Annotated in this window: 16 protein-coding genes; 14 read left to right on the forward strand and 2 right to left on the reverse strand. The window is 60.2% G+C overall.

Translation table 11 applies throughout. From position 1 onward, the window contains the following. Positions 1 to 128: 128 nt before the first annotated feature. Positions 129 to 1,793 carry an electron transfer flavoprotein-ubiquinone oxidoreductase gene (locus J4E63_RS16545; RefSeq protein WP_207282684.1) on the reverse strand — a complete coding sequence of 555 codons (1,665 nt, stop codon included), beginning with the start codon at positions 1,791 to 1,793 and terminating at the stop codon, positions 129 to 131. A gap of 544 nt (positions 1,794 to 2,337) precedes the next feature. Here J4E63_RS16545 and J4E63_RS16550 point away from each other — a divergent pair. The 14 genes from J4E63_RS16550 (at position 2,338) to J4E63_RS16615 (ending at position 13,863) form a co-directional block, all read left to right on the forward strand. Further along, positions 2,338 to 3,087: an electron transfer flavoprotein subunit beta/FixA family protein gene (locus tag J4E63_RS16550; protein WP_014339477.1), complete on the forward strand. Its 750-nt coding sequence runs from the start codon at positions 2,338 to 2,340 to the stop codon at positions 3,085 to 3,087. Positions 3,088 to 3,089: 2 nt separating this feature from the next. Further along, on the forward strand, positions 3,090 to 4,019 hold the full coding sequence (locus J4E63_RS16555; protein WP_207282685.1) for an electron transfer flavoprotein subunit alpha/FixB family protein: 930 nt from the start codon (positions 3,090 to 3,092) through the stop codon (positions 4,017 to 4,019). 92 nt (positions 4,020 to 4,111) lie between these two features. Then, positions 4,112 to 4,936 carry an ABC transporter substrate-binding protein gene (locus tag J4E63_RS16560; RefSeq protein ID WP_207282686.1) on the forward strand — a complete coding sequence of 275 codons (825 nt, stop codon included), beginning with the start codon at positions 4,112 to 4,114 and terminating at the stop codon, positions 4,934 to 4,936. 9 nt (positions 4,937 to 4,945) lie between these two features. Then, complete coding sequence (locus J4E63_RS16565; RefSeq protein WP_003204190.1) at positions 4,946 to 5,305, forward strand: DUF4398 domain-containing protein; 360 nt, start codon at positions 4,946 to 4,948, stop codon at positions 5,303 to 5,305. Next, positions 5,302 to 6,108, forward strand: a complete 807-nt coding sequence (locus tag J4E63_RS16570; protein WP_207282687.1) for an OmpA family protein — start codon at positions 5,302 to 5,304, stop codon at positions 6,106 to 6,108. Before J4E63_RS16565 ends, J4E63_RS16570 begins: the two co-directional genes overlap by 4 nt. 200 nt (positions 6,109 to 6,308) lie before the next feature. After that, positions 6,309 to 7,751 carry a PLP-dependent aminotransferase family protein gene (locus tag J4E63_RS16575; protein WP_192261680.1) on the forward strand — a complete coding sequence of 481 codons (1,443 nt, stop codon included), beginning with the start codon at positions 6,309 to 6,311 and terminating at the stop codon, positions 7,749 to 7,751. A gap of 85 nt (positions 7,752 to 7,836) precedes the next feature. Next, the gene (locus tag J4E63_RS16580; RefSeq protein WP_207282688.1) at positions 7,837 to 8,316 is read left to right on the forward strand and encodes a translation initiation factor 2; all 480 of its coding nucleotides are present in this window, start codon (positions 7,837 to 7,839) and stop codon (positions 8,314 to 8,316) included. 149 nt (positions 8,317 to 8,465) lie between these two features. Beyond that, positions 8,466 to 8,720, forward strand: coding sequence for a YkgJ family cysteine cluster protein (locus J4E63_RS16585; protein WP_060741261.1), 255 nt, complete (start codon positions 8,466 to 8,468; stop codon positions 8,718 to 8,720). A 53-nt stretch (positions 8,721 to 8,773) separates the two neighbouring features. Further along, positions 8,774 to 9,382: an START domain-containing protein gene (locus tag J4E63_RS16590; RefSeq protein WP_060741262.1), complete on the forward strand. Its 609-nt coding sequence runs from the start codon at positions 8,774 to 8,776 to the stop codon at positions 9,380 to 9,382. 140 nt (positions 9,383 to 9,522) lie between these two features. Continuing rightward, positions 9,523 to 9,759: a hypothetical protein gene (locus J4E63_RS16595; protein ID WP_072406264.1), complete on the forward strand. Its 237-nt coding sequence runs from the start codon at positions 9,523 to 9,525 to the stop codon at positions 9,757 to 9,759. Between the two features lie 201 nt (positions 9,760 to 9,960). Next, the gene (locus J4E63_RS16600; RefSeq protein WP_003179463.1) at positions 9,961 to 10,302 is read left to right on the forward strand and encodes a ribonuclease E inhibitor RraB; all 342 of its coding nucleotides are present in this window, start codon (positions 9,961 to 9,963) and stop codon (positions 10,300 to 10,302) included. Between the two features lie 388 nt (positions 10,303 to 10,690). Beyond that, a complete protein-coding gene (locus J4E63_RS16605) occupies positions 10,691 to 12,100 on the forward strand; it encodes a circularly permuted type 2 ATP-grasp protein (RefSeq protein WP_207282689.1) in 1,410 nt (469 codons plus the stop codon). Between the two features lie 9 nt (positions 12,101 to 12,109). Beyond that, a complete protein-coding gene (locus tag J4E63_RS16610) occupies positions 12,110 to 13,060 on the forward strand; it encodes an alpha-E domain-containing protein (RefSeq protein WP_060741265.1) in 951 nt (316 codons plus the stop codon). Continuing rightward, positions 13,057 to 13,863, forward strand: coding sequence for a transglutaminase family protein (locus J4E63_RS16615; protein WP_207282690.1), 807 nt, complete (start codon positions 13,057 to 13,059; stop codon positions 13,861 to 13,863). Before J4E63_RS16610 ends, J4E63_RS16615 begins: the two co-directional genes overlap by 4 nt. A 126-nt stretch (positions 13,864 to 13,989) precedes the next feature. On the opposite strand, the gene J4E63_RS16620 is transcribed toward J4E63_RS16615, so the two are convergent. Continuing rightward, positions 13,990 to 14,802, reverse strand: a complete 813-nt coding sequence (locus tag J4E63_RS16620) for a cytochrome c (RefSeq protein ID WP_103307976.1) — start codon at positions 14,800 to 14,802, stop codon at positions 13,990 to 13,992. Between the last annotated feature and the right edge of the window lie 373 nt (positions 14,803 to 15,175).

Below are 15,175 nucleotides of genomic sequence, written 5' to 3' on the forward strand. Positions count from 1 at the left end.
ACATCTGTGTTGAATGAGAAATCGCCATCGCGAGCGAGCTCGCTCCCACATTTGGACTGCGGTGTTTCTGGAATGGCAGGCAACAAAAAGGCCCCCATTGCGGGAGCCTCGATGTTCAGCGTGTCGGCTTACATGTTCGGGTAGGTCGGCCCGCCAGCGCCTTCCGGGGATACCCAGGTGATGTTCTGCGCAGGGTCCTTGATGTCACAGGTCTTGCAGTGCACACAGTTCTGGGCGTTGATCTGGAAGCGTTTCTCGCCGTCTTCCTTGGTCACCACTTCGTACACGCCAGCCGGGCAGTAGCGCTGGGCCGGTTCGTCGTACAGCGGCAGGTTCTTGCCGATCGGGATGCTCGGGTCGGTCAGCTTCAGGTGGCAGGGCTGTTCTTCTTCATGGTTGGTACCGGAGATGAACACCGAGCTGAGTTTGTCGAAGCTGATCTTGCCGTCCGGTTTCGGGTAGTCGATCTTCTTGCAATCGGCCGCCAGCTTGAGGCAGGCATAGTCCGGCTTGTTGTCGTGCAGGGTGAACGGTATTTTGCCGCCGAAGATGTTCTGGTCGAGCCAGTTGAAACCACCGCCGACGATCGCGCCGTACTTGTGGATCGCGGCACCGAAGTTGCGACTGGCGAACAGTTCTTCGTACAGCCAACTGCTCTTGAAATTGTCGACGTAGGCGGTCAGTTCATCACCGCCTTCGGACTCGGCGAACAAGCGATCGGCCACGGCCTCGGCGGCGAGCATGCCGGATTTCATGGCGGTGTGGCTGCCCTTGATCTTGGCGAAGTTCAGGGTGCCGAGGTCGCAACCGATCAGCGCACCGCCCTTGAAGACCATTTTCGGCAACGAGTTCAGACCGCCCTTGCAGATGGCACGGGCGCCGTAGCTGACGCGCTTGCCGCCTTCCAGGTACTGCTTGAGCACCGGGTGATGCTTGAGCCGCTGGAACTCGTCGAACGGCGACAGGAAGGTGTTGCTGTAGGACAGGTCGATAATCAGACCGACCACCACCTGGTTGTTTTCCAGGTGATAGAGGAAGGAACCGCCGGTGTTCTCGGTGCCCATGATGTCCAGCGGCCAACCAGCGGTGTGCACCACCAGGCCGGGTTGATGCTTGGCCGGGTCGATTTCCCAGATTTCCTTCAGGCCGATGCCGTAGTGCTGAGCGTCGGCTTCGCTGTCCAGGTTGAAGCGCTTGATCAGTTGCTTGCCGATGTGACCACGGCAGCCTTCGGCGAACAGCGTGTACTTGCCGCGCAGTTCCATGCCAGGGGTGTAGAGGCCTTCCTTCGGGTTGCCTTCGCGGTCGACACCCAGGTCGCCGGTGATGATCCCGCGCACCACGCCGTTTTCGTCGAACAGCGCTTCCTGGGCGGCGAAGCCGGGGTAGATTTCCACACCCAGGTTCTCGGCCTGCTGGGCCAGCCAGCGGCACAGGTTGCCCAGGGAAATAATATAGTTGCCTTCGTTGTGCATGGTCTTGGGCACAAAGAAGTCAGGGATTTTGCTCGCAGCCTCGGGGTTTCTCAGGACATAAATGTCATCGCGAACGACGGGCGTGTTCAACGGCGCGCCGAGTTCTTTCCAGTCCGGGAACAGTTCGTTCAGGGCGCGGGGCTCGAACACCGCGCCGGAGAGGATGTGCGCACCGACTTCGGAACCTTTTTCGACCACGCAGACGCTGATTTCCTTACCGGCTTCGGCGGCCTTCTGTTTCAGTCGGCAAGCGGCAGACAGGCCAGCGGGGCCGGCACCGACGATGACCACGTCGAATTCCATGTATTCGCGTTCCACAGGCTATCTCCTACTCAAGGCTCACAGTTTTTCTAATTGGAGGTTTGGCGTTGCATCCGTTGTTTCCTTCGCGAAAAGCGACGAAAGCGACAATGGATGAACCGCGGGTCTCTCTTAAGCGGCGCATTATATCTACACCACTCTCAGGGTCCAATACAAACGTTTGTTTGAAATTGCCGCAGCCCAGATAAATCACTGACGTACGGCTTATGACTGACCATTTTGCCGTATTGACCGGAATAGGTGTTCCGGTCAAGATACGGGCGGTTTTGCGCTCGCCGTAGGCTGACTGTTGGTTTCAAGAGCACCTCTAAAGACAGGGCGAAGGCAGCACAAAGTGACGTATTGCGCGGTTCCGAGGCGCAGTTTACACGCCGCGATAATGAATGACTCATCGGTCATCACTGACGAATGGTCTTCACTCCCGTGAGCAGGGTCATGTGTGGTTCATGCCGGCGTTTTTAGAGGTGCCCTTGCGCCCATGAGCATCAACCGCCAGGTTCGCCTAGGCGACTTTTTTTCACCGGAGAGTAACGAGGAATCCATGAAGGTTCTTGTAGCTGTCAAACGAGTGGTCGACTATAACGTCAAGGTTCGCGTCAAGGCGGACAACTCCGGCGTCGACCTCGCCAACGTCAAGATGTCGATGAACCCCTTCTGCGAAATCGCCGTGGAAGAAGCCGTACGCCTGAAAGAGAAAGGCGTGGCAACGGAAATCGTCGTCGTCTCCATCGGCCCGACCACCGCCCAGGAACAACTGCGCACCGCGCTGGCACTGGGTGCCGATCGCGCCATCCTCGTCGAATCCGCCGAAGACCTGACTTCCCTGGCCGTGGCCAAGCTGCTCAAGGCCGTTGTCGACAAGGAACAGCCATCGCTGGTGATCCTCGGCAAGCAAGCCATCGACAGCGACAACAACCAGACCGGCCAGATGCTCGCGGCATTGAGCGGCTACGGTCAGGGTACCTTCGCGTCCAAAGTCGAAGTGTCCGGCGACAGCGTTGCCGTGACTCGCGAGATCGACGGCGGCGCGCAGACGGTTTCCCTGAAACTGCCGGCCATCGTCACCACCGACCTGCGTTTGAACGAGCCGCGTTATGCGTCGTTGCCAAACATCATGAAAGCCAAGAAGAAGCCGCTTGAAGTGCTGACGCCTGACGCTTTGGGCGTTTCCACCGCCTCCACCAACAAGACCCTCAAAGTCGAAGCGCCGGCTGCACGCAGCGCGGGCATCAAGGTCAAGTCGGTGGCTGAACTGGTCGAGAAACTGAAAAACGAAGCGAAGGTAATCTGATCATGACTATCTTGGTAATCGCCGAACACGATAACAAGGTGCTGGCTCCGGCCACGCTGAACACCGTTGCTGCTGCCGCCAAAATCGGTGGCGATGTGCACGTCCTGGTGGCCGGGCAGGGCGCAAGCGCCGTTGCCGAAGCCGCTGCGAAAATCGCTGGCGTGGCAAAAGTGCTGTCGGCCGACAACGCCGCCTACGCACACCAGTTGCCGGAAAACATCGCACCGCTGGTAGCCGAGTTGGGCAAGGGCTACAGCCACATCCTGGCAGCCGCCACTTCCAACGGCAAAAACATCCTGCCGCGTGTTGCCGCTGCGCTGGACGTCGACCAGATCTCCGAGATCATCTCGGTAGAAAGCGCCGATACCTTCAAGCGTCCGATCTACGCCGGTAACGCCATTGCCACCGTGCAATCGAACGCTGCGGTCAAGGTCATCACTGTCCGCGCCACCGGTTTCGACCCGGTTGCCGCCGAAGGTGGCTCGGCTGCCATCGAAGCCGTAGGCGCTGCCCACGACGCCGGCATCTCCAGCTTCGTCAACGAAGAACTGGCCAAGTCCGATCGTCCTGAACTGACCGCTGCCAAGATCGTCGTTTCCGGCGGCCGTGGCATGCAGAACGGCGACAACTTCAAGCACCTGTACGCCCTGGCCGACAAGCTGGGCGCTGCCGTCGGTGCTTCCCGCGCCGCGGTCGACGCCGGTTTCGTACCCAACGACATGCAGGTCGGCCAGACCGGCAAGATCGTTGCCCCCCAGCTGTACATCGCCGTCGGTATCTCCGGCGCGATCCAGCACCTGGCCGGCATGAAAGACTCCAAGGTGATCGTTGCGATCAACAAGGACGAAGAAGCACCGATCTTCCAGGTGGCCGACTATGGCCTGGTGGCGGACTTGTTCGAAGCCATCCCTGAGCTGGAGAAGCTGGTCTAATCCGGCGTCTTCACTTATAAAGAGCCCGGCCCTTTGGCCGGGCTTTTTATTTTTCGCACTGATTGTTTTCGCTGCAAGGGGAGCGTATCGCCATGGATCTGCGTCGTTTGACCGGCTGGTCGTTGCTGTGGGCATTGGCGGTCATGCCGGGCCTGTCTGTCGCCGCCGGCAAATGTGAACGCCTGATCGCCACCGGCAGCCCGGACGCACCGCCTTACCTCTGGCAAGACCCTCAGGACCCCAAGCACCTGATCGGCGCTGGCGCAGACCTGCTGGCGCAAGTGGCAGGCGAACTGGGGATCAAGATCGAGCTGCTTTACGCGGGCAAGCGCGCCCAGGCACTGGATGAAGTGCGCAGTGGGCGCATGGACCTGCTCACCGATGCGCCACTGACCAGCACGGGGCTTGACGCGTTGGACTACGTCCACCCGCCATTGCTGGAAAACGATTATCTGGTCTGGACCCGCAAGGATTCGACACTGGTCATCAACCAGCCCGAAGACCTCCAAGGACATCCCGGGGCCCTGTCGGAAAAGGCGCGTATGACCCAGGTATTTGGCGTTTTTGCCGAGCAGAAATTGGCCCTGGTGCGCACGCCCAACCTGACCCAGGCTTTTCAGAAATTGCTGCTGGGAGAGGTGGAATATGTCCTGGCGGGTCGCTATTCGGGCCTGGCGATGGCGCAGACACTGGGGATGGCCAACGACCTGCAAGCCGCACCGCAACCGGTGGACAAACCCGGACTGTTCCTCGCGGTTTCCCATAACTCCGCCTGCAATGACCCATGGTTACGCGGACAGCTGGCGCAAAAGATGACAGAATTGGCCGCGTCCGGTCTGACGGAGGCTGTGTTGCAGCGCAATCTCGAGCGCTGGAAAACACAGTTGCAGCCACCTGTCAGTGCCCCAAAACAGTAGGGAACATTAGTGACTATTCGACCTCTTTTCGCTGCCCTGGCCGTTCTGGCTCTGGCGGGCTGCGCAGCCGATCCGGCGCCGAATGAACAGATCCGCCTGACCGAACAGGCACTGGAGCAGGCCCGGGCCGTTGGCGCCACCGCCGACGAAGTGCCCGAATTGAAACTGGCTGAAGAAAAATTCGCCCGCGCCAAATCCAACATGGCCGACGAATCCTACAAGAAGGCGCGCATGCGAGCCGAACAGGCTGAACTCGACGCCCGCCTGGCCGAAGCGAAGGTGCTGACCCTCAAGAGCCAGGAGCAACTGAACGTGCTCGACACCCGCATCAAGCGCTTGCGCAAACAGCTGAGGGAGGATGCCCAATGAAGCACTCCCACGTATTGGGCGCTCTGCTGCTCGCCGGCCTGGTCAGCTTGTATGGCTGTGCCGGCCAACGCAGTGAAGCGGCGCTCGAGCAGGCCAGCACCGATTTCCAGAAGGTCAAGGAAGACGCCAACGTATTGCGTGCCGCGCCCCGGGACGTGATCCGCGCCGGGGAGTCCCTGGCCCGTGCCGATCGCCTGTCCAGCTACTGGGGCAGCGGCGAGGATGTGCAGCATTACGCCTACCTGAGCCAGCGCTACAGTGCGATCGCCCGGGAGCACAGCAATCAGGTGCTCAACGAAGAGCGCGCGGCGAAGCTCGAACTGGAGCGCCAGCGCTTGCAGTTGGCCCTGCGCGAATCCAAGTTGCTGAGTGTGCAGCAGGGCAAGTGGCTTGAAGAACAGATCATGGCGATGGCGACCACCCAGACCGATCGCGGCCTGGTGATGACCCTGGGCGACGTGCTGTTCGACACCGGCGAAGCGGAACTGAAGAACTCGGCAAACCGGGTGGTGCTCAAGATTGTGCAGTTCTTGCAGCTCAACCCCAAGCGCGTGGTGCGTATCGAGGGGTACACCGACAGTACGGGCGGCAAGCAGGAAAACCTCAAGTTGTCCCGAGACCGCGCACAGTCGGTAGCGGATGTGCTGGTGGACCTGGGGATTGATGAAAAACGCATCCAGGTCGAAGGCTACGGTGATGAGTACCCGGTGGACGTCAACGCTACCGAGCGGGGCCGGGCACAGAACCGTCGCGTTGAAATTGTGTTCTCCGACGAAAAAGGCCAGCTCGGCGCCGCCCGCTAAGGGTTGCGTCACTGGAAAACCCGGCCCCTGTAAAAGGCGCCGGGTTTTTTTAGCCCTGCAATCGATGCGCGATGAGTACAGTTAGAGCTGTCACTCCACTGTACTGTCGAGTAATCTGGCAACTGTCCCAGTACACTTCTAAACTGTTCCGGTATCGTTTCCGACAAGAATAAAATGCCCGTGAAATCGAGTGCTGCGTCATGACCAACCTCCTGCTCTATCAACGTATTGCTCAACAGCTGGCTGAAGACATCCGGCGCGGTGTGTATCAGCCCGGTGAACGCGTGCCTTCGGTGCGCAAGATGAGTTCGCAGCTCAACGTCAGCCACGCCACGGTGTTGCAGGCCTACGCGAACCTTGAAGATCAGGGGCTGATTCGCGCACGGCCGCAATCGGGCTACTACGTGCACCAGACACCGGCCCTGACCGCACCGACGCCGGACATTGCCCGGGTAGAGCGCCCGGGGCTGGTGACGCGCAGCAGCATCATCCAGCAGGTATTGGTCGAGTCGCGCCGCGAAGGAGTGTTCCCCCTGGGTGCGGCGGTGCCGAGTGTCGACTACCTGCCTGTCCGGGCCCTGCATCAGCAGTTGGCCAAGGTCACGCGTTTCCACAGCCCACGGGCGTTCAGCTACATGTTCAGCCCGGGCTTCGAGCCGTTGCGGCGCCAAGTGGCGATTCGCATGCGCGACGCCGGTGTCGTGGTGGACCCTTCCGAGGTGGTGATCACCCACGGCTGCGTCGATGCGCTGCAGATGTCCTTGCGGGTGCTGACGCGGCCGGGGGACTTGATCGCCGCTGAGTCGCCGACCTATTACGGCTTGCTGCAACTGGCGGATCTGTTGGGCCTCAAGGTTATCGAGATCCCCAGCGATCCGGTCACCGGCATGAGCCTGGAGGCCTTGCAGTTGGCGGCCAACCAGTGGTCGATCAAGGCGCTGGTGCTGACCACGCGCCTGAGCAATCCCCTCGGCGGCACCATGCCTGAAGAGCGGCAAAAGCAACTGCTGCGCCTGGCGTCGGACTTCGACATCCAGGTCGTCGAGGACGATATCTATGGCGAGCTGATGTTCGAGCAGGGTCGTACCAAGGCCCTCAAGGCCTACGATCGGCTGGACCGGGTCATCTACTGTTCGAGTTTTTCCAAGACGTTGTCGCCGGGTGTGCGCATCGGTTGGATGATCGCTGGGAAATTCCAGCAGGAAATCCAGCGGCTCCAGACCTTCAGTACTCACTCGGCGTGCAGCGTTACGCAGATGGGCATTGCCGCGTACCTGGAAAACGGTGGCTATGACCGGCACCTGCGCTATATCCGCCAGGAGTACCGCAAGAACCTCAGCGCCTTTCAGCTGGCGGTGCAACAGTACTTCCCCGAAGGCACGCAAATGAGCCGTCCCAACGGCGGTTTCATCCTGTGGGTCAGCTTGCCGGGACGGGTCAATACCCAGGAATTGCACGTGCGGGCATTGCAACAAGGCATCAGTATCGCGCCAGGTCTGATTTTCAGTAACACCGAGCAGTTCAACCACTGCATTCGCTTGAACTGCGGTACCCCCTGGAACCGTGAGGCAGAGCGGGCCTTGATGACGCTGGGGTTGTTGGCGACTCAATTGTGCCAAGAAACGGCCAACGGGTTTCTATAGAAATCAGCGGCTTAGCTTGATGTGCTTGTCAGCGCCTCATTATCAGGCGAGCATGGGGTTTTCTGCCGTCAGTGCCGTTGTGTCTATGAAAGCCAATGTTCCTGTTGCCTGGGTTTTGATCGGCCTGTTCAGTGTCTTCCAAATGGGAGGCGTCGTCGTGGCGGCTCCGGCGCAGGAAAAACCGGCCGTCAGTGCCACGAAGAATGCGCCGAAAAAAACCGCGGTGGCCAAGAAGCCTTCCGCTAAAAAGGCGACTGCGGCGAAGAAAAAAAAGCGTGCGCCCATTGCTTCCAAGAGCAAATCCGCCCACGAGGTCGCCAAGACTCCATTGCCGCCGGCCAAGCTGGACCTGAGCCTGCCCCATGACATGGTCGAGCAGCTGCAGCCACCGGGTAAGGTTGCGCCGCTCAAGCGCGAACCGCTCTTGCCGTCAATGTTCGGAGCGAAACCCGGACCGTTCCAACTCAATGGCCGGTTGTTGAGCAATGAAATGCAACTGCCGCTGCGCAATCAGGAGCGCAACGAGGTGGAAGGCGCTGCGCTGGATTTCGAGTTCAAGCAGTAAGCCTTCCATAGGGCATGCAGCTCGTTGCTGACCGTTCGGTCACTTGGCCAACGGTAAAAAAACACGCAGACGGTAATTTAAAACGAGTGTTTTAGCCGTTACTCTGTCTTCTGTTACTCATCATTACCCGCCGCGAGGATGTTGTCGTCATGAAGTGCCGTGAAGGCTGTGGCGCCTGTTGCATCGCCCCTTCCATCAGCTCACCTATCCCTGGCATGCCCCAAGGCAAACCGGCGGGAGAACGTTGCGTGCAACTGTCGGTCGATAACCTGTGCCGGATCTTCGGCCAGCCGGAGCGTCCGGCGGTGTGCTCGGCGTTCGAAGCCGACATCGAGGTGTGCGGCGGCAGCCGTGAAGAGGCCATCCGCTTGATCGGTTGGTGGGAGCAAGTCACGGCAGCGTAATGGGTCAATGAACAGATCCGAAATGAACGAACTTGGACAATAAGGAAAAAACTATGGGTTCGCTGCATCGTATGGCTGTGTTGTGTGGGTTGACCGTGTTGCTGGCGACGGCCACCGCTCAGGCAGAAGACTGGCAGGTTGCCAAGGAGAAGGAAGGTATCAAGGTTTCCCTCAGTGAAGTGGCAGGCTCCAAGTACAAGGCCTATCGCGGCGTGACGGTGATGAAAACCACCATGGCCAAGCTGCGGGCCCTGCAGGAAGACGTTCCCGGCGCCTGCGCCTGGATTCATGAGTGCAAGAGCCAGAAACTGCTCAAGCACGAAGGCGACAAGAGCTGGACTTATACCCAATTCAACACGCCATGGCCGGTGACGCCCCGGGACTCGGTGCTGGAAGTCACCACCGAGGAGGGGGCCGACGGCAGCCTGACCCGCAAGCTCAAGGGCGTGCCGACATACCAGCCTGAGGAGCAAGGTTTCGTACGGGTGGCCCAGGTCGACGGCTTCTGGAAGTTCACGCCAAAGGGCGCCGACCAGATTGAAGTCGTTTATCAGGTCCACACCGAACCGGGTGGTGACGTGCCGTCCTGGCTGGCGAACAAGTTCGTGGTGGATGCGCCGTTCAACACCCTCAAGGCCCTGAAGGAACGCGCCGAAAAGTGATCGGCCAAGGCTGCACAAAGGAGACCGCCCCCGAGGCGGTCTTTTCATGTGTGCCCTCCAAACACCCAGCGGAACGATTGTCCGTCCATCAATGTCGAGATGAAGGTAAGCCCTGCCCTGAATTGATCAAGGAGACACTGATGCAAAAGTGGGAAATCACTTTCATTGACGATCACGGTGAAACCACCGTCGAGCAGTTCGACTATGACCACAAACCCACCATGGAGCAGGCCGCCCAACTGATCCGCGAAAGGTTGCTACCCGTGCTCAGCCAATTGGACCTCAACGACCTGGTTGACCGCACCGAAGACCCGACAGTCAAGAACCTCAAGTCCCAAAACAGTATCGAAATCCTCAGCATTACACCGATTTCATGAAACGGTGGCTGGTCTCGCTTGGCAGTGGCCACCACTTGCGGCTACTCTGCAATTGAGATCAGCGAAAGGATCGCCAAGGTCCGGTCTTGTCAGCTACATGCTTGTGTCCCGACGGCCATTTGATGCCGTATCGCTTGCAGCCTGAAGGCTTCACGCACGGGAAGACGGAAAGTCTATCCATCGGTTTTAGGAGGACGTTTCATGAGCACAGCCTATCAAGAAGACATCAGCACCAGCGTATTGCGCCGCATGAAAGAAGGCGGTTTCGATTTTTCCCGATTCCATCCCATTGAGTTCTACGCCATTTTCCCGGACGAGGAGCGGGCGCGCAGGGCGGCAGGTCATTTTCGGGGCGAATCGTTGAACGCGCAGATCAGTGCACGGGACGACGGGGCTTGGTCATTGGAACTGAGCCGGGTGATGTACGCCACTTACGATGATATTGGCGACTTCGAGCAAGACTTCGAGGCAGTTGTCGAACCCTTGGGGGGTGTTATCGAGGGTTGGGGCGTCAAGCAAGAGATCCGGCGCCTGCAGGCCTGACAGTCACTCACCGCAACCACAGCAACGGCTGACCTTTGTGTCGGCCGTTTTCATGTCTGTGAGCTAACCGAGGGTCCCTGTGGGAGCCGAGCTTGCTCGCGATGGCGGCTGCACGATCAACATCTTACCCGCTGACACACCACAATCACTTCCCCAGGTTTTGTACCTAACTGTATCCAGACCAGGCCGCTTCGTTTTTCCATGACTATGCTCAGGAAAGCGACGCCCCTGCGTCGCAATGAAGCGGGGGCAGCGGGTTGGGGGCATTTGCCGCACTATAAAAGTGCGCGGCCTCTCAATGGAGATTCCAACCCGTTGATCATAAAGCGTTTATGCCGATGGCACGGGGCTTGCGAAGCCTTGCTGCCAGGGTGACAAGGAGCACGGCATGATCCGCAGCGGTTTTGATGAAATGTACGACGCCGACGGCCAGGTCCGCCCGCACTACCAGGCGTTTGCCCGCTGGCTGGCCGACACGCCTGACGAGCTTCTGGCGCAGCGCAGGCGCGAAGCCGACCTGTTGTTTCACCGTGCCGGCATTACGTTCACGCTCTATGGGGACGAGCAGGGGACCGAGCGCCTGATCCCGTTCGACACGATCCCGCGCAGCATCCCGGCCAGCGAATGGCGAGTGGTCGAACGTGGCTGCATCCAACGGGTCAAGGCGCTGAACATGTTCCTGGCCGACCTCTACCACGAACAACGGATCATCCGGGCCGGCATCATCCCCGCCGAACAGGTGCTGGCCAACGAGCAATACCAACTGGCGATGCAAGGGCTCGATCTGAACCGTGACATCTACGCACACATTTGCGGTGTCGACCTGGTACGCGACGGTGACGGCACCTATTACGTGCTCGAAGACAATCTGCGTACGCCCAGCGGCGTCAGCTACATGCTCGAAGACCGCAAGATGATGATGCGCCTGTTTCCCGAGCTGTTCGCCGCCCAGCGCATCGCCCCCATCGATCATTATCCGAACCTGCTGCTCGACACCCTGAAAAGCTCCAGCCCGCTGGACGACCCCAGCGTCGTGGTACTGACGCCGGGGCGTTTCAACAGTGCATTTTTCGAACACGCCTTCCTGGCCCGGGAGATGGGCGTGGAGTTGGTGGAAGGCGCTGACCTGTTCGTACGGGATGACAAAGTGTTCATGCGCACCACCGACGGGCCGAAGGCGGTGGATGTGATCTACCGTCGCCTCGACGACGCGTTCCTCGATCCACTGGCCTTCAATCCGGATTCGATGCTCGGCGTACCGGGGTTGTTGTCCTCCTACCGTTCCGGCAACGTGGTGCTGGCCAATGCCATCGGCACGGGGGTGGCGGACGACAAGTCGGTGTACCCGTTCGTCACCGACATGATCCGTTTTTACCTGGACGAAGAGCCGATCCTGAAGAACGTTCCCACCTGGCAGTGCCGTAATCCTGCAGAGCTTTCCCATGTACTGGCGAATCTTCCCGACCTGGTGGTCAAGGAAACCCAGGGCTCCGGCGGGTATGGAATGCTGGTGGGGCCGGCCGCGACGACGGCGCAAATCGATGCCTTTCGCGAGCGGATCAAGGCCAAGCCGCACGCCTATATCGCCCAGCCGACGCTGTCGCTCTCGACGTGCCCGACCTTTGTCGAAAACGGCATCGCCCCGCGCCACATCGACTTGCGCCCGTTTGTGCTGGCCGGTCGCGAGACCCGCGTGGTCCCTGGCGGGCTGACACGGGTGGCGCTGCGCGAAGGCTCCCTGGTGGTGAACTCATCCCAGGGCGGCGGTACCAAGGACACTTGGGTGGTCGAGGATTGAGGAACTGCCATGCTGAGTAGAACCGCCTCGGACCTGTACTGGATGTCGCGCTACCTGGAGCGGGCGGAAAACCTCGCGCGGATGCTCGACGTCAGTTATTCGTTGTCACTGATGCCCCAGGATGGGCGTGGCGACGGCCTGCACGAACTGGCCATGCCATTGCTGATCACTGGCACGCTGGACGATTACCGGGAGCGACACGGCGATCTGCACGCCGAGCGCCTGCTGCATTTCTTTGCCCTGGAAGCGGCCAACCCGGCCAGCATCTACAGCTGTCTCGGTTCCGCGCGAGCCAGTGCCCATGCGGTACGTGGCCGAATCACCGCCGACATGTGGGAAAACATCAACGCCACCTGGCTGGAAATTCGCGGTATCGGCGAGCAAGGCTTGAATCGCTACGGCATGAGCCGTTTCTGCGAGTGGATCAAGGAGCGCTCGCATCTGTTTCGTGGCGCGACCTACGGCACCATCATGCGTAACGACGCGTTCCGGTTCATTCGCCTGGGGACCTTTATCGAAAGGGCCGACAACACCCTGCGCTTGCTCGATGCCCGCTACGAAATGGCCGGCGACCAGGCCGACGCAGTCAGCGACGGCACGGCCCACGCCTACTACCAATGGAGCGCCTTGTTGCGGGCCTTGTCGTCCTTCGAGGCCTACACCGAGATCTACCGTGAGGCCCCGGGTGCTCGCCATGTGGCTGAGTTGCTGCTGTTGCGCGCCGACGTGCCGCGCTCGCTGCGTGCCTGTACCGAAGAAATTGACCAGATCCTCGCAAGCCTGCCGGGCACCAACGGTCGGCAGGCGCAACGGCTGGCGGCGGAAATGGACGCACGCCTGCGCTACACCGGCATCAACGAAATCCTCGACGGGGGCCTGCATGCCTGGCTCACCGAATTCATCCCACTGGTCCGTGAACTGGGCAACACCATTCACAGTTCCTACCTGGAGGTCATATGAGACTCTCGATCAGCCACGAAACGGCCTACCACTATGAAGATCAGGTTCGCGCCAGCATCCAGTACCTGCGCCTGACGCCCCACGACAGCGAACGCCAGCATGTGCTGAGCTGGCAGCTTGATTTGCCTCGGCCGGTGCGGGCGCAACTGGATCCGTTTGGCAACATCCTGCACGTGCTGACCCTGGATGAGCCCCACGAAACGGTCATCATCGGCGCCCGTGGACAGGTGGATATCGATCCGTTGCGCGAAGCCGAACACGAGAGCCAGTCGGCGCTGCCATTCCTGCGCTTCACCCGGCTGACCGAGGCGGACGAGGCCCTTCGAGCCTTCGCCTCGCAGCAATGCCAGCAGCGTCGCGACCGCACCGCGTTGATCGACCTGATGCATGGGTTGAACCAGCACATGATCTACACCCCTGGCACCACGGCAGTCGAGACCAGTGCAGCCCAGGCGTTCGCTGGTCGTAGCGGGGTGTGCCAGGACCATACCCACGCCTTCCTGGCCTGTGCTCGTAGCCTGGGCGTGCCGGCACGGTATGTGTCGGGTTATCTGTTCAGCGAAGAGAGCGAGCACCTGGCGAGCCATGCCTGGGCAGAGGCCTGGCTGGACGACGCCTGGTACAGCTTCGACGTGACCAACCAACTGGCTCGCCCGGAGCGCCACCTGAAACTGGCCGTGGGCCTGGATTATTTGGACGCCTGCCCGGTGCGAGGCATGCGTCGTGGCGGTGGTGGCGAGCAGATGCATGCCAGGATGATCGAGACCGCCGGCACCCCAGTGATCACTGTGCAACTCCAGTAACCGCCTGGCGAACAAGCTTTTGTGGCGAGGGAGCTTGCTCCCGCTCGAGTGCGAAGCGCTCGCAAGCTCGTCAAGGGGCTGCTGTGCAGCCCGGCGGCAGCAAGCTCCCTCGCCACAAAAGCGATCTCATGGAGTCAGCGGCTGCTTGCGCCCCGCCATATGCTTCAAGTAACCCACCAGCAAATCCAGCTCCGAATCCGGCAACACCGCCGCCGAGAACCCGGGCATCTTGCCCTGGGGCCAGCGTCGCAGGCCTTGCGGGTCGCGAATGTAGCGCTTGAGGAAATCCCCGGAGAAGTATTCGGTGGGATTGAAAGGAATGTTCAGGTCAGGGCCGAACTGTGCATCGCCAGCGCCATTGAGCCGATGACACGCCAGGCAGTTCTTCTGGAACAGCGCGAAACCTTTATTGATCGGGTCGTCCTTGGCCAGGTTGGGCGCTGGTAGCAGGGCCGGGAAGCGTTCAGCCACCGCCGACAGGCGCTTGATGCTCGCCACCGCATAGGGCCATTGTTCCGGGCTGATGCGGCCTGCCTGCGGGTCGGTCCAGACCAGATAGAAAGGCCCGGCACTGGACTTGCCTTCCCCCAGCGACGGCCACGGCTTGGCCGGGTCCTCGATCGCCAGCCAGGCCCGGGCCCCGCTCTTGTTGAGTAATGGCGCCGCGGGCATCTCGGCAGCGAAGCCGTCCAGGGCAACGGCCTGCAGGTGGTCGTCCGGCTGGATGCCCGTCAACAGGGACGTCAGCGGCACGGCTCGATAACTCATGGGTTTCTTGTAGGAAACGTCCTCAGCAATCTCGACCGTTTGAGCGTCCGGATGCTTGAGCAGTTCTTCGGTTTGCCAGGTGCGCGTGCTCGCGCCCAACTCCAGCACCAGTTGCGCGGCATAAAGGGGCGTGCTGAGCAGCAACGCCCCGAACACAATGAGAGCTTTCAAGTCGATCGCCTTCCATGTCGAGGGGGTGGCCGCAAAGGTTGGCACAGCCATCGCAGCTCGAACAGTGAACCCATCACATTTTTTGGCGACACAACGTATTGGATGAAGCAGGTGCCCCCGCGCAGGATTCAGCCAATCACCTTGGTGATATTCGGCAAAATCAACAGCAGCGTCGTGGCAAAGAGAATGAGTCCGGCTTGACGAACTTTCGAATGTTTGAACATGGCTGATCCGCCTTTTTTGTTATGTCCTGAAAACCAGCCTGCATATCCATGATGGCTGGCGTTGCACTTCCTGTTCCGACAAGCGCCTCGGCAAAACCCGACGACTAACTTGTACAAGGATTACATTAGGGGCCGCGGCCGCCTTGGCT

Origin of the sequence: Pseudomonas sp. FW300-N2F2 (genome assembly GCF_017351655.1) — a bacterium.
Lineage (GTDB): Bacteria > Pseudomonadota > Gammaproteobacteria > Pseudomonadales > Pseudomonadaceae > Aquipseudomonas > Aquipseudomonas fluorescens_AA.

Bases quoted from the DNA above. Each gene is read 5' to 3' on its own strand.
- J4E63_RS16615 (WP_207282690.1), top strand. From the start codon at position 13,057: ATGAGACTCTCGATCAGCCACGAAACGGCCTACCACTATGAAGATCAG.
- J4E63_RS16580 (WP_207282688.1), top strand. From the start codon at position 7,837: ATGAAAGCCAATGTTCCTGTTGCCTGGGTTTTGATCGGCCTGTTCAGT.
- J4E63_RS16605 (WP_207282689.1), top strand. From the start codon at position 10,691: ATGATCCGCAGCGGTTTTGATGAAATGTACGACGCCGACGGCCAGGTC.
- J4E63_RS16575 (WP_192261680.1), top strand. From the start codon at position 6,309: ATGACCAACCTCCTGCTCTATCAACGTATTGCTCAACAGCTGGCTGAA.
- J4E63_RS16590 (WP_060741262.1), top strand. From the start codon at position 8,774: ATGGGTTCGCTGCATCGTATGGCTGTGTTGTGTGGGTTGACCGTGTTG.
- J4E63_RS16555 (WP_207282685.1), top strand. From the start codon at position 3,090: ATGACTATCTTGGTAATCGCCGAACACGATAACAAGGTGCTGGCTCCG.
- J4E63_RS16550 (WP_014339477.1), top strand. From the start codon at position 2,338: ATGAAGGTTCTTGTAGCTGTCAAACGAGTGGTCGACTATAACGTCAAG.
- J4E63_RS16610 (WP_060741265.1), top strand. From the start codon at position 12,110: ATGCTGAGTAGAACCGCCTCGGACCTGTACTGGATGTCGCGCTACCTG.
- J4E63_RS16600 (WP_003179463.1), top strand. From the start codon at position 9,961: ATGAGCACAGCCTATCAAGAAGACATCAGCACCAGCGTATTGCGCCGC.
- J4E63_RS16570 (WP_207282687.1), top strand. From the start codon at position 5,302: ATGAAGCACTCCCACGTATTGGGCGCTCTGCTGCTCGCCGGCCTGGTC.
- J4E63_RS16595 (WP_072406264.1), top strand. From the start codon at position 9,523: ATGCAAAAGTGGGAAATCACTTTCATTGACGATCACGGTGAAACCACC.
- J4E63_RS16560 (WP_207282686.1), top strand. From the start codon at position 4,112: ATGGATCTGCGTCGTTTGACCGGCTGGTCGTTGCTGTGGGCATTGGCG.
- J4E63_RS16585 (WP_060741261.1), top strand. From the start codon at position 8,466: ATGAAGTGCCGTGAAGGCTGTGGCGCCTGTTGCATCGCCCCTTCCATC.